Origin of the sequence: Brevibacillus sp. FSL L8-0520 (assembly GCF_037963895.1) — a bacterium.
Taxonomy (GTDB): Bacteria; Bacillota; Bacilli; order Brevibacillales; family Brevibacillaceae; genus Brevibacillus; species Brevibacillus borstelensis.
Genome location: NZ_CP150171.1, coordinates 5,362,417 through 5,377,390 on the forward strand (window position 1 = coordinate 5,362,417; position 14,974 = coordinate 5,377,390).

Consider the following 14,974-nt stretch of genomic DNA (forward strand, 5'->3'; position numbering starts at 1 on the left):
TAAGCAGAATCGTCCCTTCCATCTCCCCACACCGCGGCCGTGTACCTGCTTCCCTTGCAAAATGTTGTCTATATCGAACATGCTGTCTATAGCTGTGAAACTGCTGCCCTTTTAACGATGGCTTTTCGGTCTGTCTTCCAACACCTGCTTGTCCGCTACTTTCGCCATCCCTATTTCCCCGGGAAATAATTCGTGACCAAAGGGCGTTCCTGGGCTCCTGTAAATCCGTTGACAAAATGCTGCTTCCCATCGTGAATGATCCGCCATACCGGAGCCAGCCCCTGAATTTCCGCGTCATAGGAACCGTAGTAGCCCAGCGTTACATTTTCGATACGCTCGCCCTGATGGATCACCTGTTTTTCCACCAGCGAACGGATCGCTTTATATGCAGAAATGATCGGGCGGCTCGTACCCTGGCTGCGTATATTCAGATAGGTTTGCCGATACCCGAGAATCGAGCCATCGGCCAAGTAGACTTCGAGCGGCGCGATGAATATCGGCACCTTATCGTACACCTGCCAATACAAAAGTCTTCCCTGATTCGATTGGTACAGGTCAGCCGTGTACTGATCGGAATACATCATGCGCGGTCCGATTTGGCGCAACAGCTCGTTGGGGGTGATCTGGCCATTTATGGCGATCGGCGGCTTCAGTCTGGCCGCCAGGGCCATTTTTTCCAGGGTAGCGTCAATGCCTGCCATCCCCTGCAGCTCCAACGCTCCGATCCCTACATACTCTGCATTGAGATAGGTCATGTCCGGCGTGTCCGACGGCACCTCTGCGTCAAGTGTGACGTTGTGCTGTCTGAGATAGTCATCCATTTCCCACTTTTCGCTCTGGGACGCCTCGGGATTTTGCCAGTAGCCGCCCCTCGTCGCGTATACCTGATAGCCGAGAAACACGTCCAGCAGGAGAAAGGCCCAGATCAAGATCGTTTTCGTTTTACTCCAATCCATGCTCCGGCCCTCCTCCCTGATTCAATTGGGCAGGAATGTACAGGTTGGGATAATTGTTCACTTCTACTACCCAGATCGGGATCAGCTCCACATAATCCTCGTGTGTAACCGTCTGATACGACAGATATGCGTTTCTGATCTGCTCTGTATTCGCCAATCCCTTTTCGCGGATGTATTGAAACAATTCCGGTCCCGACATCGCCGTCCACCCTTTGTTCTGGATGTAGCGGTCCAGATCGATCAGTGAGCGGTCCATCGTCACTACCTGGCCCGCCTCCATCGTCACCCGGATGGTGTCGATCGGATAGCCTTCCTTGCTGTAGAGCGGATACGCTCCGACGTACTGGCGGAAGGTAACAACGTCTTTGTCGTTATAGCTTTTTCTGATTGTCTCGAAATGAAAATCATCCGTCCATCCCAAATGTTTGTTAATAAATGAAATGGCTGCCTTTACCTTCTCCTCATCCGTCAGCTCCGGTGCGACTGACAGGATGGCCGGGTCCGTAAACGTAATGGCCTGCTGATCCGAACGCAACTGGATGGAGCGGCTGCCATCGGTGTAGATGATCGTCTTGTCCCGCTCCACGATTTGGCGGACCAGTGTCCGATCGAGAAAATACGCATCCAGTAGCTGATCGTTGTCGATCGTCCGGAATGTAAAGCGAAAGGCCTGCATTTTCACCGGGTTTTTCGGCAAATAGTAAATCGTCCCTGCCGCCCTCCCCTGCTCTATGATCGGGGGGACAGGATTCGGCTTGACGACCTTCATGATTTGTTCCGGCATCAGGTTGCCCGTCGGCAGATAAGACTGCCGCAAATCCTTTGGACTGATCGAGGTACGGCTGCGAAGCACCATTTCCTCGCCGGAGAGGATAAACAAGGCATAGACCACGTCTTCCTCTTCCTCGTAATAAAGCACCAGGCGGTCGATTCCCTTTCCTTTGTCGCTGACCTCATCGCGAAATGTCACAAGCCGTCCAACGACAGAAAGAGGGACGCTGTTGCGAAAGCGTATTTCAATTCCTTGCTTCTCCCGGGAGATTTTCTCCCACTTCTCAATCGGCAAGGAAAATGGCGCGAAATCGAGGAAGATCCATTTCTTCATCTCTTCTTTGACGATGCGATACTGGCCGTCTGTCGCTGTCGCCTTTGTATGCCGGTCCTCCCCGTAGTGAAAGATGACCGATTCCGGTGCGATCAAGTCCTCCAGTTGCCTTTCCTGTACCGGCTTTGATTCCTTGTACTGAGCAGGCTCGATCAGTTGAAATTGGGGCTGGTTTGTCCACAAAAGCGCGGTCAACAGAAAGCTGGACAGAACCAGCAAGGTGAGCAGCAAGGTTTTGGCCGGCTCCTTCCACCGTATCATCCCGCCGTCCCTCCTTTTGCAAATGGCACCCAAAAGGTGACCGTCGTGCCCACATTCAATTCGCTGGAGATCTCGATTTCCGCGCCGTGAGCCTGTACCAATTCCCGGGCGATGGCGAGGCCGAGACCGGTTCCGCCTTGCCCGCGCGAACGAGCCTTGTCCACCCGGTAAAAGCGTTCAAAGATGCGCTTTAAATCCCGGCTGGGAATCCCGATCCCGGTATCGGAAATGGAGATGTGGAGACGCTTTTGGTGCCGGTTGACCTGTGCCATGAGGACGACCGTGCCTCCCTCGGGCGTATACTTGACTGCATTGGACAGCAGATTGTCCAGCACCTGGTTGATCGCATCCTTGTCCACGTATATAGGAGGCAGATTTTCCGGCACCTCCAGCTTTAGCTGGACGCCCTGCTGTTCCCCGAACATGGAAAAGCGGTCTGCCGCATAACGAAGCAGCTGATCGGCGTCTACCTCTTTGTAGTGGAGGTGAATGCCCTGCGAGTCAAAACGGGACAGCTGAAGCAGGTCGTTTACGAGACGGATCATCCGCTCTGTCTCTGACATGGTCACCTTTAAAAAGCGGTTGGACAGCTCCGGTTCCTCTACTGCGCCGTCCAACAGCGCTTCCACATAGCTTTTGATCGTCGTCAACGGCGTCCGCAGCTCATGCGATACGTTGGCGACGAACTCCTTGCGCTGCTGGTCCAGCCGCTGCTGCTCCGTCACGTCCTGCAGCACCGTAATAATGCCGCCCCGCTTCCCGCTGTCATGCTGAAGCGGTGTAAATGTCACACGAAGGATCAGGACTTCGCGGTTCGGCAGCACCATTTCAATGATCAACGGCTCCACCTGCGAATACAGCGGCATTTCTTCCTCCGGCGGCAGCTTCAAGAGATCGTACAGCGTCAATCCTTTGGCCATGCAGTCGTCCATGGTGACCTGCAGCATCTCTTCCGCCGACCGGTTCATCAAAATGATCTGACCGTTGCGGTTGGAGGCGACTACCCCATCAGACATGTTGCGCAGGATACCGGCCAGCTTCTCCCGCTCTTCCTCCTGCTGCATGATCGCCTCTTGCAGCCTGAAAGTCATATGGTTGAAGGCCATCCCGAGCTGCCCAATTTCATCATCACTATACACACGTACATTTCTATTAAAATCTCCATCGGCAACCGCCCGGGCCTGACGAGTCATTTCCTTGACCGGCGTCGTAATCGTCCGGGCCAGCACGACACCCAAGGCTGCGGTGAAAAGCAGTGCGATCATCGTCCCGGAAGCGAGAATCCCGTTCATCTTGCGGATCGTCGTATAGGTCGCCTCCATGGAAGCAGCCATGTATACTGCCCCGTAGACAATGTTGTCTCCTTTCACCGGCAGCACGAGCACCTTGACCCGATCGCCTGTCCGCGGATCGATCCGGGTCGACTCGCTGCGTGTCCCCAAAAGCGCAATCGTTACCTCTGGCTGAGTGTTTCGCTGCCCGATCGTACGCTTGTCTTCCGTCGTGCTGATAACCGTCCCGTTCGAGTCGATGACGCGGACATTGGCCCCGTTCAGCTTCACCAGATGGGTGATCAGATTGTCGATTCCCTGCCTGACCTCATCCTGGCTTTGCTCCTTGCCTTCGTTTGGCCGCAGGTATCCTTGGGAAAGCGTCGCCAAAAGGCTCGCCTGCGCATTCAACGTCTCCGAGAAGTTATTGATGTAGTAGCTTTCCACTTCCCGGGCAAAGTACGCCCCGATAAACTGCATCGCCATCAGGATCAGGAGCATGTAAATGACGACCATTTTCCACTGGACCGTCTTGAACAGGCGAAACAGACGAAAAAGGCGAAACGGACTCATCCGGGAGTTCCTCCCGCTCCCGGATTACGCATGGTATAGCCAAGTCCGCGCCTCGTGATGATATACTTCGGCTGGCTCGGATCGTCTTCGATTTTTTCACGCAACCGGCGGATCGTCACATCGACTGTCCGCACATCCCCGAAGTAATCAAATCCCCAGACGGATTGGAGCAGATGCTCCCTCGTCATGACCTGTCCCTGGTGGCGAGCCAGATAGACAAGCAGCTCAAATTCCCGATGGGTCAGCTCAAGCTGCTCCCCGATCTTCTCGACGGTATAGGAATTCAGATCGATCTCCAGTTCATGAATCCGCAGCAGATGATTGTCCTGCTCTTCGCTCTTGGGCTGCTGGCGGCGGAGCTGCGCTTTGACTCTGGCCACCAGCTCCCGTGCGCTGAATGGCTTGGTCACGTAATCATCCGCACCCAGCTCCAGGCCGAGCACCTTGTCCACCTCGGAATCCTTGGCCGTCAGCATGATGATCGGCACATCGCAGCTTTTCCGAACGGAGCGGCAGACATCCATGCCATCCCGGCCCGGAAGCATCACATCCAATAAAATAAGGTCCGGTTTTTCATTCTGCACGAGAAGAAGAGCTTCCTCTCCGTCATAGGCGCAGACTACCTGGTACCCTTCCTTTTCAAAGGTAAACTTCAAGATATCGGCAATTGGTTTTTCATCGTCCACAACCAGGAGTTTTGCCATAGCGCTCTCCCCCTTCTGTACGTAATGGATTCCACGAAACGTCCGTGTTTTCCTCCACATCTGATGCTTGGTAATGTTTCCTGCCATCTCCACATGCTCTTATTGTATCAGACAGCCGCCTTGGACGCTTCCCTCATCCAATAGGAAAAGGGCCCCCTCATTTGAGAGAACCCTTTATTGTAAGAATCAAAGAAAATCATTATTTTGATTTTCCTATACTTTCCTGCTTATTTTAGGAAACGGACCGGGTTTTGCAGTCGTCCATTTTGTATAACCTCAAAATGCAGGTGGACACCGGTAGAGTCTCCGGTAGAACCCATGACCCCAATTGCTTTTCCTTGGGAGACGACATCTCCTACTTTGACGCTGATGGAGCGAAGATGCCCATAACGGGTCTTCATGCCGTTTCCATGGTCGATCAAAATGGAATTTCCGTAATCGCCATCCCATCCAGCTTGTACGACGCGGCCATTGTCGGCAGCACGAACAGCTCCGGAACCGGCAATGTCGATTCCTTTGTGCAAACGGCCCCAGCGCATGCCAAAACCGCTGCTGATAGAGCCTCTGGCCGGCCAAGAAAGACGGCCTGTCCCGCGAGACGGAATGACTTTGGTTCCGCGCTCGACGATTTTGACCAGCGGCTGGTCAATGACTTGCTGATCCAGGATGCTTTTGTCGACAACTTGTCCATTTTCTTTCACAACGAGATAACGGACGGTTTTGCTGCCCTCTTTTCCTTCCTGGACAACCTTTGTTTCGCCTTTTGGCAGCTTGTCGTTATTCCTTACCTGCGTGGCAAACGGAATGGTTTCTTTTTGACTGACCTCTTCCTTCACCTGTACAGTCACCAACGGGCGAAGCGCCGTTACATTAATCTTTTGTCCCAATTGCAGCAATGTATTTTCCGTTATGCCAGGGTTATTGGCATAAATATCTTTCGACGTAATGCCGTACTTTTTGGCGATGCAGCCTACGCAGTCGCCCTCGACTACGGTATGGGTTACTTGCTTGAACGTACCCTTGGCCAAGAGTTCCTCCAGCTTGTCCACCGGAAGAACCTGAGCAGCGGTTACCGAATCGCTTTCCAGCTTCACGTCTTCCTTGATCGACACTTGCACCGCAGGAGGAGCTTTCGGCTGGTCTATGGATGCGGCTGCTACCGCCTGTTTCTTCACGTTGTTTGCGGGTATTCCGGAGAACTTCTCCTTCACAGATTCCAACGCTTTCTCGGCTGCCTCTGCATTCTCGGCATAACCGACCACTTTTCCGTCAACGACCAATTTGACAGCCTCTACCTTGATGTCGGCAATATCCGACAGAGCTTTGATGGCTGCCTCGTTATCGTAGTGTCCCTTATACAGTTTTTCTTCAGTAAATGTGATATAGTCGGACAACGTCAGGTTCAAGCCGTGCTTTGCCTTTTCCTCGTCCAGCTTGGCCTTTGTCCACGAATGGACAACCTCCGGATTGTTGACGACACCAATCTCCTGTCCATTCACTGCTACATGATAAATCGAAATAATGTTGCTCTTGTAATAGAAGTAGGCGGATGCCCCGATTGCTGTTGTGAGTACGAGTCCTGCTGTGATCGTTGCCGTTTGCTTTTTGTGAGTGCGGACAAACGTGCTTGCTCTCTCGACCGCCCGCTGTGTAGCTCGGCTGCTATTCTCGACGATGCGCTTCGTCTTGTTTTGCAGCTTGGCCATCCATTCGGCCCATTGCATACCTTGTCCCTCCTGAAAACAGATACATCTCCTTCATGAACGTAACTATTTTGAATTTTTTTGCGATATGTACTAGGTCTAATAACCCGGATATTCAGTTTCAATTATCTGCCAAATTGCCTAAAGAAACCAACTATGTCGACTTTACCACAAAAATAACGACAACATCAAGTGTAAAATGCTGTCGAATGGATTTTTGGTTTCTTGCTCATAATAGGTACACCATATTTGACGGTTATTAACAAAAGGGTACGAGAGGAGCGGCAGGCAGTGAAGGAACGCAACATTTTGGCTGGTTTTAAAACGATTGAAGCGGCAGAGAAAGCGGCACAATCCCTTCGTCAGGCAGGCTTTGAAACCATTCAGATCGCCCATATTGGACAATACCCGGGCGACGGACTGGAAGAGATCACAAATCCGATTACAAGCGATTTCCCCAGCCTGGCCACACTGACCCAGGCCGGTGACTTTCCGAATGGCCGGGATGCCAGCGTCCTGGCAGCCGCAGGTCCGGATGCCAGCGGGATGGCTGATCGCGGAGTAGAAAACATCGGAAACATTCTACTGACAGCAGTCGTACCGGAAGAACGAGGCGATGAAGCCGTACAGATCATCGAATCGTTCGGAGGCACCATCTAAACGATTGCTTCCTGCAGGCAGCAGCAAAGGAAACCAAACACAAATCGAGTAGGAGGGGGCGACTAACCCCCGTCCTCTCACACCACCGTACGTACCGTTCGGTATACGGCGGTTCACCAAGCTTGACGAATTTGAGAATATCGTTGCACTAAGCTTTTCAGCCCTTGTTGTTGCCAGTAGGCAATGCCGAGGGCTTTGTGTATATGCGGAGATTTTGTGGTACGCCATGCACCCTTGCGGGTATTTGCAATTTCAATGGCTTTTACGTGAGATATGCCAAGAGAACGAAGTTCTCGATATCTGGTTCTCACGCGTTTCCACTGCATCCACAAACAAAGACGGAGCCTGCGCCTTGTCCATTCCTCAATGGATTGTAGAATGCCCTTCGCGTCTGCAAGGGCGAAATATCCAATCCAGCCCATGAGGTACTGATTTATTCTTTCAATCCGCTTCTCCATCGAGATGCTCCACACCGGATTCGTGATCGTGCGGATTTTCTCTTTTAGCTTGAGGAGGGATTTGGGGTGGATGCGAATCCTTGTCTGTTTTGCAAAGGTAAAACTAAAGCCCAAGAATTTTCGTTTCCATGGTCGGTCTATCGCGCTTTTCTCCTCATTTACTTTTAGCCTTAGTACCTTCTCCAAGTGGTTTTGAATACTCTTCTTTACTCGTTCCCCTGCCCGTTTTGTTTTCACGTAGATATTACAATCGTCTGCGTAGCGGCAGAAACGGTGGCCTCTCTTTTCGAGTTCCTTGTCCAAATCATCAAGTAGGATATTTGCCAAAAGTGGGCTTAACGGCCCACCTTGCGGTGTTCCTTCACTTGATGTTGTACAGACGCCATTTATCATGATCCCCGCATTCAAGTAGGAACGAATCAGTCTTAAAATTCTCTTGTCCTGAACTTTTCGAGCCACACGGCTCATTAGAATATCATGATTTACGCGATCAAAGAATTTCTCTAGATCGATGTCCACCACGAAACGATATCCTTCGGAGATATACGCTTGCGCTTTCCTTACTGCCATGTGAGCGCTACGTTTTGGACGGAACCCATAGCTAGATTCCGAGAAGGTGGGGTCGAAGATCGGCGTTAACACTTGGAGGATGGCCTGCTGAATAAAGCGGTCTACCACGGTGGGAATGCCTAATAACCTTACACCACCGTCAGGTTTCGGGATTTCGACTCTGCGAACAGGTGAAGGTCTATAGGTTCCCCTTTCCATCTTCTCGCGGATGGCTTGCCAGTGTTCACGTAGATAATCGCGTAGTTGTTCGGTTGAAACACCATCGACTCCACCGACACCTTTGTTTTCCTCCACTCGTTGGAGTGCCATCCGTAAGTTTTCCCGTGATAAGACTTTTTCCAGCAAATCCATAATGATGTTCCTTCCTTCGCACATGCGGACTCCGTGCTTGCTGTACGATACTCAGCCCTCTTTTGTACCCTCGGGGCTTCACCCCTGCTCTTCAAAAGTAGTTCCTTGACAGAATTCTGCTTCGACGTACCGTATCAAAAGACATGGATCGCATGCTGACTTGATGTTCGGCCCTTCCCCATTCAAGCGTCCTCTACTCGGGTACTATGGCCTCTGCTGACTTCTGCATGTTCAGCGTCTCCTTACGGAGACGGTTACCAACAGTTGAAGGCGTTTCATGCAGACCTCCCCAGGTAAGAACGATAACTTTCATCCCATGTACCTGCCCAAGTTTACTACTGTATCCCTTGGCTGTATGGGGCTTTGTCTTGTTTGGCAGACTCGCCCGGATACAACAGCCTCAAATTGGGTTCGTGTACCTCAGGTCGGGATTTTGCCGCCGGCTTCCTTCAGATTCGACCTCGCGGTCGACACCCTTGCCTTGAGCTAACGGTTGGTACAGCCAACCCCCGTTCGGGACTTTCACCCTATAGCTATCGCCCATGCTGGGCGCACCAACAGAGCCACCTCCCCTCTTTCGGGACAGGTGGCTATATGCCGTTACACATCTACACCTCTACCATCGACGTGATGTCTTTGACCGCCAAACGGCGAATCGTCGTTTTTTGGTCGTCCCGCTGTTTGTACGTGGTAATAAAACAAAGATAGCCGTTGTTAAAATGAGTCATGGTTCCTTTGATGACGACGCCGTTAAACATCTTAACCTGAACATTCTTGCCCAGAAGCTTCATCGCCTTCTGATCAAATCCCATCATCGTGACCACCTCATTTTTCCTTGATATGCCTTACCATATGCCCAGAAGTCTGCTTTTCGTGTCTGTCCTTGCAAAAAAAGAAGAAGCCCTGTCGTCCATTTTTGCTTCCTGATCGTTTTCGACCACTGCCATGCAGCGCCGCAACGTGCGCCGGGAGAGGTGCATCCTTCCTACTTTCAATAAAAAAGCTGCCGAACCAGGTTCGACAGCTTTTTCGCATAGAGCCAATTGTTTATCCGTAGATACCGCGAACAACCACAGTTTGTTCGCGATCCGGTCCAACCGAGAAGATGGAGAGCGGAATGCCGGTCAGTTGCGTGATGCGCTCGATGTAGTGACGTGCGTTTTCAGGCAGCTCGTGCAGGCTGCGAACGCCAGTGATGTCTTCCTTCCAGCCTGGGAGCTCCTCGTATACCGGCTCGCACTTGGCGAGCTGGTTCAGATTCGCCGGGAAGGACTCGATCACTTTGCCGTTGTATTTGTAGGCTGTGCAAATGCGCAGCGTGTCAATGCCGCTCAGCGTGTCCAGCTTGGTGATCGCCAGTCCCGTAATGCCGCTCACACGGCGTGCATGGCGGACAACTACGCTGTCAAACCAGCCGACACGGCGCGGACGGCCTGTCGTCGTACCGTACTCAAATCCTACTTCGCGGATATGATCGCCTGTCGCATCAGTCAATTCGGTCAGGAACGGACCATCCCCTACGCGAGTGGTGTACGATTTTGCCACACCGATAACCTGGTTGATCTTGGTCGGTCCTACACCGGAACCGATAGTGACCCCACCGGCAATCGGGTTGGAAGAAGTCACGAACGGATACGTACCTTGATCGATGTCCAGCAGAACGCCTTGGGCGCCTTCAAACAGCACGCGGCTGCCCTGATCGATGGCATCGTTCAAGACGACAGACGTATCGGTGACATAAGGGCGAATGATCTCGGCATAGCCCAGGTATTCTTCCAGCACTTCGTTCAGTTCAAAGCCGCTGGTATTGTACATTTTCTCCAGCAGAAGATTTTTCTCAGCGAGGTTGCGCTCAAGCTTGCGGGCGAACTCTTCTTTGTCCATCAGATCGGCAATGCGAATACCGATACGGGCAGCTTTGTCCATATAAGCCGGTCCGATCCCTTTGCGGGTCGTACCGATCTTGTTTGCGCCGCGGCTGTCTTCTTCCACAGCATCCAGCTTGATGTGGTAAGGCAGGATCACGTGCGCGCGATCGCTGATTTTCAAGTTGTGCGTCTTGAAACCAAAGCTGTGAATGTAATCCAGCTCCGCTACCAGCGCTTTCGGATCGATAACCATGCCGTTGCCGATGACGCAAGTTTTATCTGTATAAAAAATTCCGGATGGAATCAAGTGCAGCTTGTATTTGTTGCCACCAAAAATAATCGTGTGTCCAGCATTGTTGCCACCCTGATATCTGGCCACCACTTCGGCGCTTTCCGCCAGATAATCGGTAATTTTCCCTTTACCTTCATCGCCCCATTGGGTTCCGACGACAACTACAGTTGACATCGAAAAACACCTCCTGATTTCATCATTGCCTTACTGGGCCTGAAACAATCTAAGTGTACTAAACGATTTTGTTGCTGTCAATGAAAATACGAACGTTAACAATTTAGAAAGTTTATACGTTCGGTATTTTCATAATAGAAAAAAAGCCGGAGTATGTTCCGGCTTTTCCGTAAAAACAGGCGATTTTTACCTGGGTAGAACTTATTTTTATTATTGCTTTTTACCCCGCTGCATCGCGATAGCGATTGTCCAGGCTGACAAACTTGTTGTATTCCTTCAAAAATGCCAGCTCCACCGTTCCGGTCGGGCCGTTACGCTGCTTGGCAATGATGATTTCGATGACGTTTTTGTTCTCTGTTTCTTTGTCGTAGTAGTCATCGCGATAAAGGAACGCAACAATATCGGCGTCCTGCTCGATCGAACCGGATTCACGGATGTCCGACATCATCGGCCGCTTGTCCTGACGCTGCTCCACCGAACGGCTTAGCTGGGACAAGGCGATTACAGGCACGTTCAATTCCCTGGCGATCCCCTTCAAGGTCCGGGAAATTTCCGATACCTCCTGTTGGCGGTTGTCGCCTTTTCCCCGTCCGTGAATCAACTGCAGGTAGTCGATCAGGATCATGCCCAAACCGCGCTCCGCTTGCAGACGGCGGCATTTCGCCCTGATGTCCTGTACCGTCACACCCGGCGTATCGTCGATGTAGATCGGCGCTTTCGCCAATGTCCCGATGGCCATCGTCAGCTTTTGCCAGTCATCCTCTTCCAGCCAACCCGAACGCATGCGGGAGGCATCCAAATTGCCCTCCGCACAAATCATCCGCTGTACCAACTGAGAAGCGGCCATCTCCAGCGAGAAGATGGCCACTGTCTCGCCGGCGCGAGCAGCTACGTTCTGGGCTACATTCAAGGCAAAGGCCGTTTTCCCTACAGACGGACGGGCTGCCAGGATAATCAGGTCGCTTCGTTGGAAGCCGGCTGTCATCTTGTCCAAATCCGGGTATCCCGAAGGAATCCCCGTCACATCCCCGCGCCGCTGACTGAGAAACTCAATCCGTTCATACGTCTCCAGCAGTACGTCGCGGATCGGCGTAAAGCCGCCGCTGTTCCGGTTCTGGGCAATTTCGAGGATGTATTTCTCTGCATCCGCGATGATCTCCCCGACCTCGTCTTCACGGGAGTACCCTTCATTGGCAATTTTCGTCGCCGTCAGGATCAACCGCCGCAAGAGCGACTTTTCCTCGACGATCTTCGCGTAATACTCAATGTTGGCCGCAGTCGGAACCGAGCTGGCAATCTCCGTGAGATAGGGAACGCCGCCCACCTCATCCAGCAGCTTGTGGTCCTGCAGCTCTGCCGTCACCGTTACGAGGTCGACCGGCTCCCCCTTGTCGTAGAGGTCCTGCATCGTTTTAAAGATGCGCTGATGGGCGGTTTTATAAAAATCTTCAGGTCGAAGAATTTCAATTGCCGTGATGAGAGCTTCCTTCGATAAGAACACGGCCCCCAGAACTGACTGTTCCGCTTCGTTGTTTTGCGGCGGCACACGGTCCAAAAACAGGTCGCTCACGTCACACCCCTCGCTTATCCCGTATTAGCATGAATTACTGCTTCATTATTCTTCCACTACATGAACCTTGAGCGTTGCCGTCACTTCATTATGCAGCTTCACTTTCACCTGGGTAACGCCCAGTGCGCGGATCGCTTCCATTTCCAGCTTGCGTTTGTCCAGTTTGATTTGGAACTGGTCTTCCAAAGCCTGCGCGACCTGCTTGCTGGAAATAGCCCCGAACAAGCGGCCGCCTTCCCCTGCTTTTCCCGATACCTTTACGGTGATCTCGTTCATCTTTTCAGCTAGCTGCTGAGCTTCAATCTTTTCCTGCTCTTTACGCTTGGCTTCGCTGCGCTGCTGCGCGTCCAGCGTCTTCATATTGGCTTCGGTGGCTTCCTTGACCAATCCCCGCGGCAGCAGGAAGTTGCGTACGTAGCCTTCCGACAAATCCTTGACTTCGCCTTTTTTCCCTTGACCCTTTACGTCTTTCAGAAAAATAACTTTCATCTGTGCTTCCTCCTCCTCTAGACGGCTGTTCTAGACGACTGCATCGATAGCTTCCTTCAGACGTCTGACGGCCTCTTTTAAGGAAATTCCTTCGATCTGGTTGGCTGCTGCGGTCAAATGGCCGCCTCCGCCCATGTGTTCCATGATCGACTGGACATTGATGTCGCCCAGTGAGCGGGCACTGATCAGCACCGTATCGTCAGCTCTTCTGGCAACGACAAAGGACGCCTGAATGCCCGAGAGCGTCAACAGCTGCTCGGCTGCCTGGGCCACCTGTACCTGCGTGTACTCCTCACTGGGGTCGCCCACGGCAATCGCCATGTTATCCCGATAGGTCTCGGTATTCATGATCACCCGAGCACGTTTTACATATTGCGTCAAATCCTCTTTCAGCAAGCGCTGGACAGCCGCAGTATCCGCGCCATTCCGGCGAAGAAACGAAGCTGCCTCAAAGGTTCGCGAGCCTGTGCGGAAAGCAAAGCTTTTCGTATCGACCACAATCCCCGCCAACAAGGCCGTAGCGATCAGATTGTCGATGTTCAGACGGTCGCTTTGATATTGCAGAAGCTCTGTAACCAGCTCGCTTGTAGAAGAAGCATACGGCTCCAGATACAAAAGCACCGGCTCGATAAATTCTTCCGAGCGCCTGTGGTGGTCGATCACCACAATCCGGCTTGTTTCGCTGAGCAGGCGCGGCTCGATTACCAGCGACGGGCGATGCGTGTCGACGATTACCAAGAGCGTCCGCCCGGTAATCAGACGTATCGCTTGCTCCGGTGTTATGAAAGCCTCGGCCAGTTCCTCATGCGCGTAAATTTCCTTCATCAGACGCTCCACAGACGAATTGCCTTCATCCATCACGATATATGCGTCTTTTTTATGAAGCTGTACGGCTTTCAGTACGCCCAGGGAGGCGCCGATCGAATCCATGTCAGGCTGCTTGTGTCCCATGACGATGACGTGCTCCGCTTCGTGAATCAGATCGCGCAGCGCATGGGCGATCACGCGGGCACGTACACGCGTCCGCTTTTCCACGGCATTGGACTTGCCGCCGAAAAACGTCAGCTTGTTTCCGATCTTGACCGCTGCCTGGTCTCCGCCGCGGCCCAAAGCAATGTCCAAACTCGATTGGGCCATTTGTCCCAGCTCGATATAGGAATTGGCTGCAGCTCCGGCTCCGATGCTAAGCGTGATCGGTATCTTGTTGTCTGCAGTCATCTCCCTGACCACATCCAGAATGTCAAAACGGCTTTCTTCCAGTTTGTCCAGCGTCTCCCGCTCCATCAACGCCAGGAATTTATCTGCGGAAATGCGGCGCAGATAGATGCCGTGCCTGTTTGCCCATTCGGTAATGACCCCTGCCACACTCGTAGAAAGCAGTGTCCGGCTTTGATCGTCCATCACTTGTCCGACCTCGTCCAGGTTGTCGAGGTGGATGATGGCAAGCACAGCCTTTTCACGGTGGTAGCGAAGCGTCAATTCTTTGAAATTCGTGATGTCCGTAAAGTAAAGCAGACGCTCCTCTGCTCGGACAAGCACTTCATAGGTCCGCTCGTTGTAAACAAACTCCAGCCGCTTCTGGTCCGGTTTCAGAACGAGCTGCGGGAATACATCAGGCAGTGTTTTCCCGATCAACATTTCATCACCGGACATATTGGTCATAAAGGGATTTACCCATTCGATGGTCTTTTCTTCGTTGAACAACAAAATCCCGATCGGCATTTCCTGGATGACGCCTTCGCCCGCCTTCTTCACCCGGTGGGTAACCGTAGCCAAGTACAGACGAAGATCCCGCTGGAAGCCTTTTTCGGCCTGCAGCGCGTAAACCACGAGCCCGATCAGGCAAATGATCCCGATCGCCCCGTACATCCAGTGATGAAGCGTCAAAATTCCCAACAGCAACAAGCTAAAGCTTAGAGCCAAGACCATGTGTAGCCCGTACCAACGCTTTAACAGGAATTTGGGCATT

Annotated in this window: 12 protein-coding genes; 1 reads left to right on the top strand and 11 read right to left on the bottom strand. The window is 52.3% G+C overall.

Translation table 11 applies throughout. The annotated features are described in order from the left end of the window. Positions 1-170: 170 nt before the first annotated feature. The 5 genes from yycI to NSQ24_RS25950 form a co-directional block, all read right to left on the bottom strand. Positions 171-956, bottom strand: a complete 786-nt coding sequence (gene yycI, locus NSQ24_RS25930) for a two-component system regulatory protein YycI (protein WP_024984460.1) — start codon at positions 954-956, stop codon at positions 171-173. Continuing rightward, positions 943-2,322: a two-component system activity regulator YycH gene (gene yycH / locus NSQ24_RS25935; RefSeq protein ID WP_003388817.1), complete on the bottom strand. Its 1,380-nt coding sequence runs from the start codon at positions 2,320-2,322 to the stop codon at positions 943-945. Before yycH ends, yycI begins: the two co-directional genes overlap by 14 nt. Further along, positions 2,319-4,166: a cell wall metabolism sensor histidine kinase WalK gene (gene walK, locus NSQ24_RS25940; protein ID WP_052259670.1), complete on the bottom strand. Its 1,848-nt coding sequence runs from the start codon at positions 4,164-4,166 to the stop codon at positions 2,319-2,321. Before walK ends, yycH begins: the two co-directional genes overlap by 4 nt. Further along, positions 4,163-4,870: a response regulator YycF gene (yycF, locus tag NSQ24_RS25945; RefSeq protein WP_003388820.1), complete on the bottom strand. Its 708-nt coding sequence runs from the start codon at positions 4,868-4,870 to the stop codon at positions 4,163-4,165. Before yycF ends, walK begins: the two co-directional genes overlap by 4 nt. Positions 4,871-5,097: 227 nt before the next feature. Continuing rightward, a complete protein-coding gene (locus tag NSQ24_RS25950; RefSeq protein ID WP_243015072.1) occupies positions 5,098-6,594 on the bottom strand; it encodes a M23 family metallopeptidase in 1,497 nt (498 codons plus the stop codon). A 270-nt stretch (positions 6,595-6,864) separates the two neighbouring features. On the opposite strand from NSQ24_RS25950, the gene NSQ24_RS25955 reads away from it, so the two are divergent. Next, a complete protein-coding gene (locus tag NSQ24_RS25955) occupies positions 6,865-7,233 on the top strand; it encodes a hypothetical protein (protein WP_003388822.1) in 369 nt (122 codons plus the stop codon). 113 nt (positions 7,234-7,346) lie between these two features. On the opposite strand, the gene ltrA is transcribed toward NSQ24_RS25955, so the two are convergent. The 6 genes from ltrA to NSQ24_RS25985 form a co-directional block, all read right to left on the bottom strand. After that, the gene (gene ltrA, locus NSQ24_RS25960) at positions 7,347-8,612 is read right to left on the bottom strand and encodes a group II intron reverse transcriptase/maturase (RefSeq protein WP_024985202.1); all 1,266 of its coding nucleotides are present in this window, start codon (positions 8,610-8,612) and stop codon (positions 7,347-7,349) included. 608 nt (positions 8,613-9,220) lie between these two features. Then, the gene (locus tag NSQ24_RS25965; protein ID WP_031932433.1) at positions 9,221-9,427 is read right to left on the bottom strand and encodes a hypothetical protein; all 207 of its coding nucleotides are present in this window, start codon (positions 9,425-9,427) and stop codon (positions 9,221-9,223) included. A gap of 232 nt (positions 9,428-9,659) precedes the next feature. Beyond that, positions 9,660-10,946 (bottom strand): adenylosuccinate synthase, encoded by a 1,287-nt coding sequence (locus NSQ24_RS25970; protein WP_243014735.1) that lies wholly within the window; start codon positions 10,944-10,946, stop codon positions 9,660-9,662. Between the two features lie 220 nt (positions 10,947-11,166). Beyond that, a complete protein-coding gene (gene dnaB, locus NSQ24_RS25975; RefSeq protein WP_003388825.1) occupies positions 11,167-12,516 on the bottom strand; it encodes a replicative DNA helicase in 1,350 nt (449 codons plus the stop codon). Between the two features lie 45 nt (positions 12,517-12,561). Further along, positions 12,562-13,005, bottom strand: a complete 444-nt coding sequence (rplI, locus tag NSQ24_RS25980; RefSeq protein WP_003388826.1) for a 50S ribosomal protein L9 — start codon at positions 13,003-13,005, stop codon at positions 12,562-12,564. A gap of 30 nt (positions 13,006-13,035) precedes the next feature. After that, entirely contained in the window at positions 13,036-14,973 is a 1,938-nt protein-coding gene (locus NSQ24_RS25985; protein ID WP_003388827.1) for a DHH family phosphoesterase, read from the bottom strand. Position 14,974: the final 1 nt, after the last annotated feature.

Bases quoted from the DNA above. Each gene is read 5' to 3' on its own strand.
- yycI (WP_024984460.1), bottom strand. From the start codon at position 956: ATGGATTGGAGTAAAACGAAAACGATCTTGATCTGGGCCTTTCTCCTG.
- yycH (WP_003388817.1), bottom strand. From the start codon at position 2,322: ATGATACGGTGGAAGGAGCCGGCCAAAACCTTGCTGCTCACCTTGCTG.
- walK (WP_052259670.1), bottom strand. From the start codon at position 4,166: ATGAGTCCGTTTCGCCTTTTTCGTCTGTTTCGCCTGTTCAAGACGGTC.
- yycF (WP_003388820.1), bottom strand. From the start codon at position 4,870: ATGGCAAAACTCCTGGTTGTGGACGATGAAAAACCAATTGCCGATATC.
- NSQ24_RS25950 (WP_243015072.1), bottom strand. From the start codon at position 6,594: ATGCAATGGGCCGAATGGATGGCCAAGCTGCAAAACAAGACGAAGCGC.
- ltrA (WP_024985202.1), bottom strand. From the start codon at position 8,612: ATGGATTTGCTGGAAAAAGTCTTATCACGGGAAAACTTACGGATGGCA.
- NSQ24_RS25965 (WP_031932433.1), bottom strand. From the start codon at position 9,427: ATGATGGGATTTGATCAGAAGGCGATGAAGCTTCTGGGCAAGAATGTT.
- NSQ24_RS25970 (WP_243014735.1), bottom strand. From the start codon at position 10,946: ATGTCAACTGTAGTTGTCGTCGGAACCCAATGGGGCGATGAAGGTAAA.
- rplI (WP_003388826.1), bottom strand. From the start codon at position 13,005: ATGAAAGTTATTTTTCTGAAAGACGTAAAGGGTCAAGGGAAAAAAGGC.
- NSQ24_RS25985 (WP_003388827.1), bottom strand. From the start codon at position 14,973: ATGCCCAAATTCCTGTTAAAGCGTTGGTACGGGCTACACATGGTCTTG.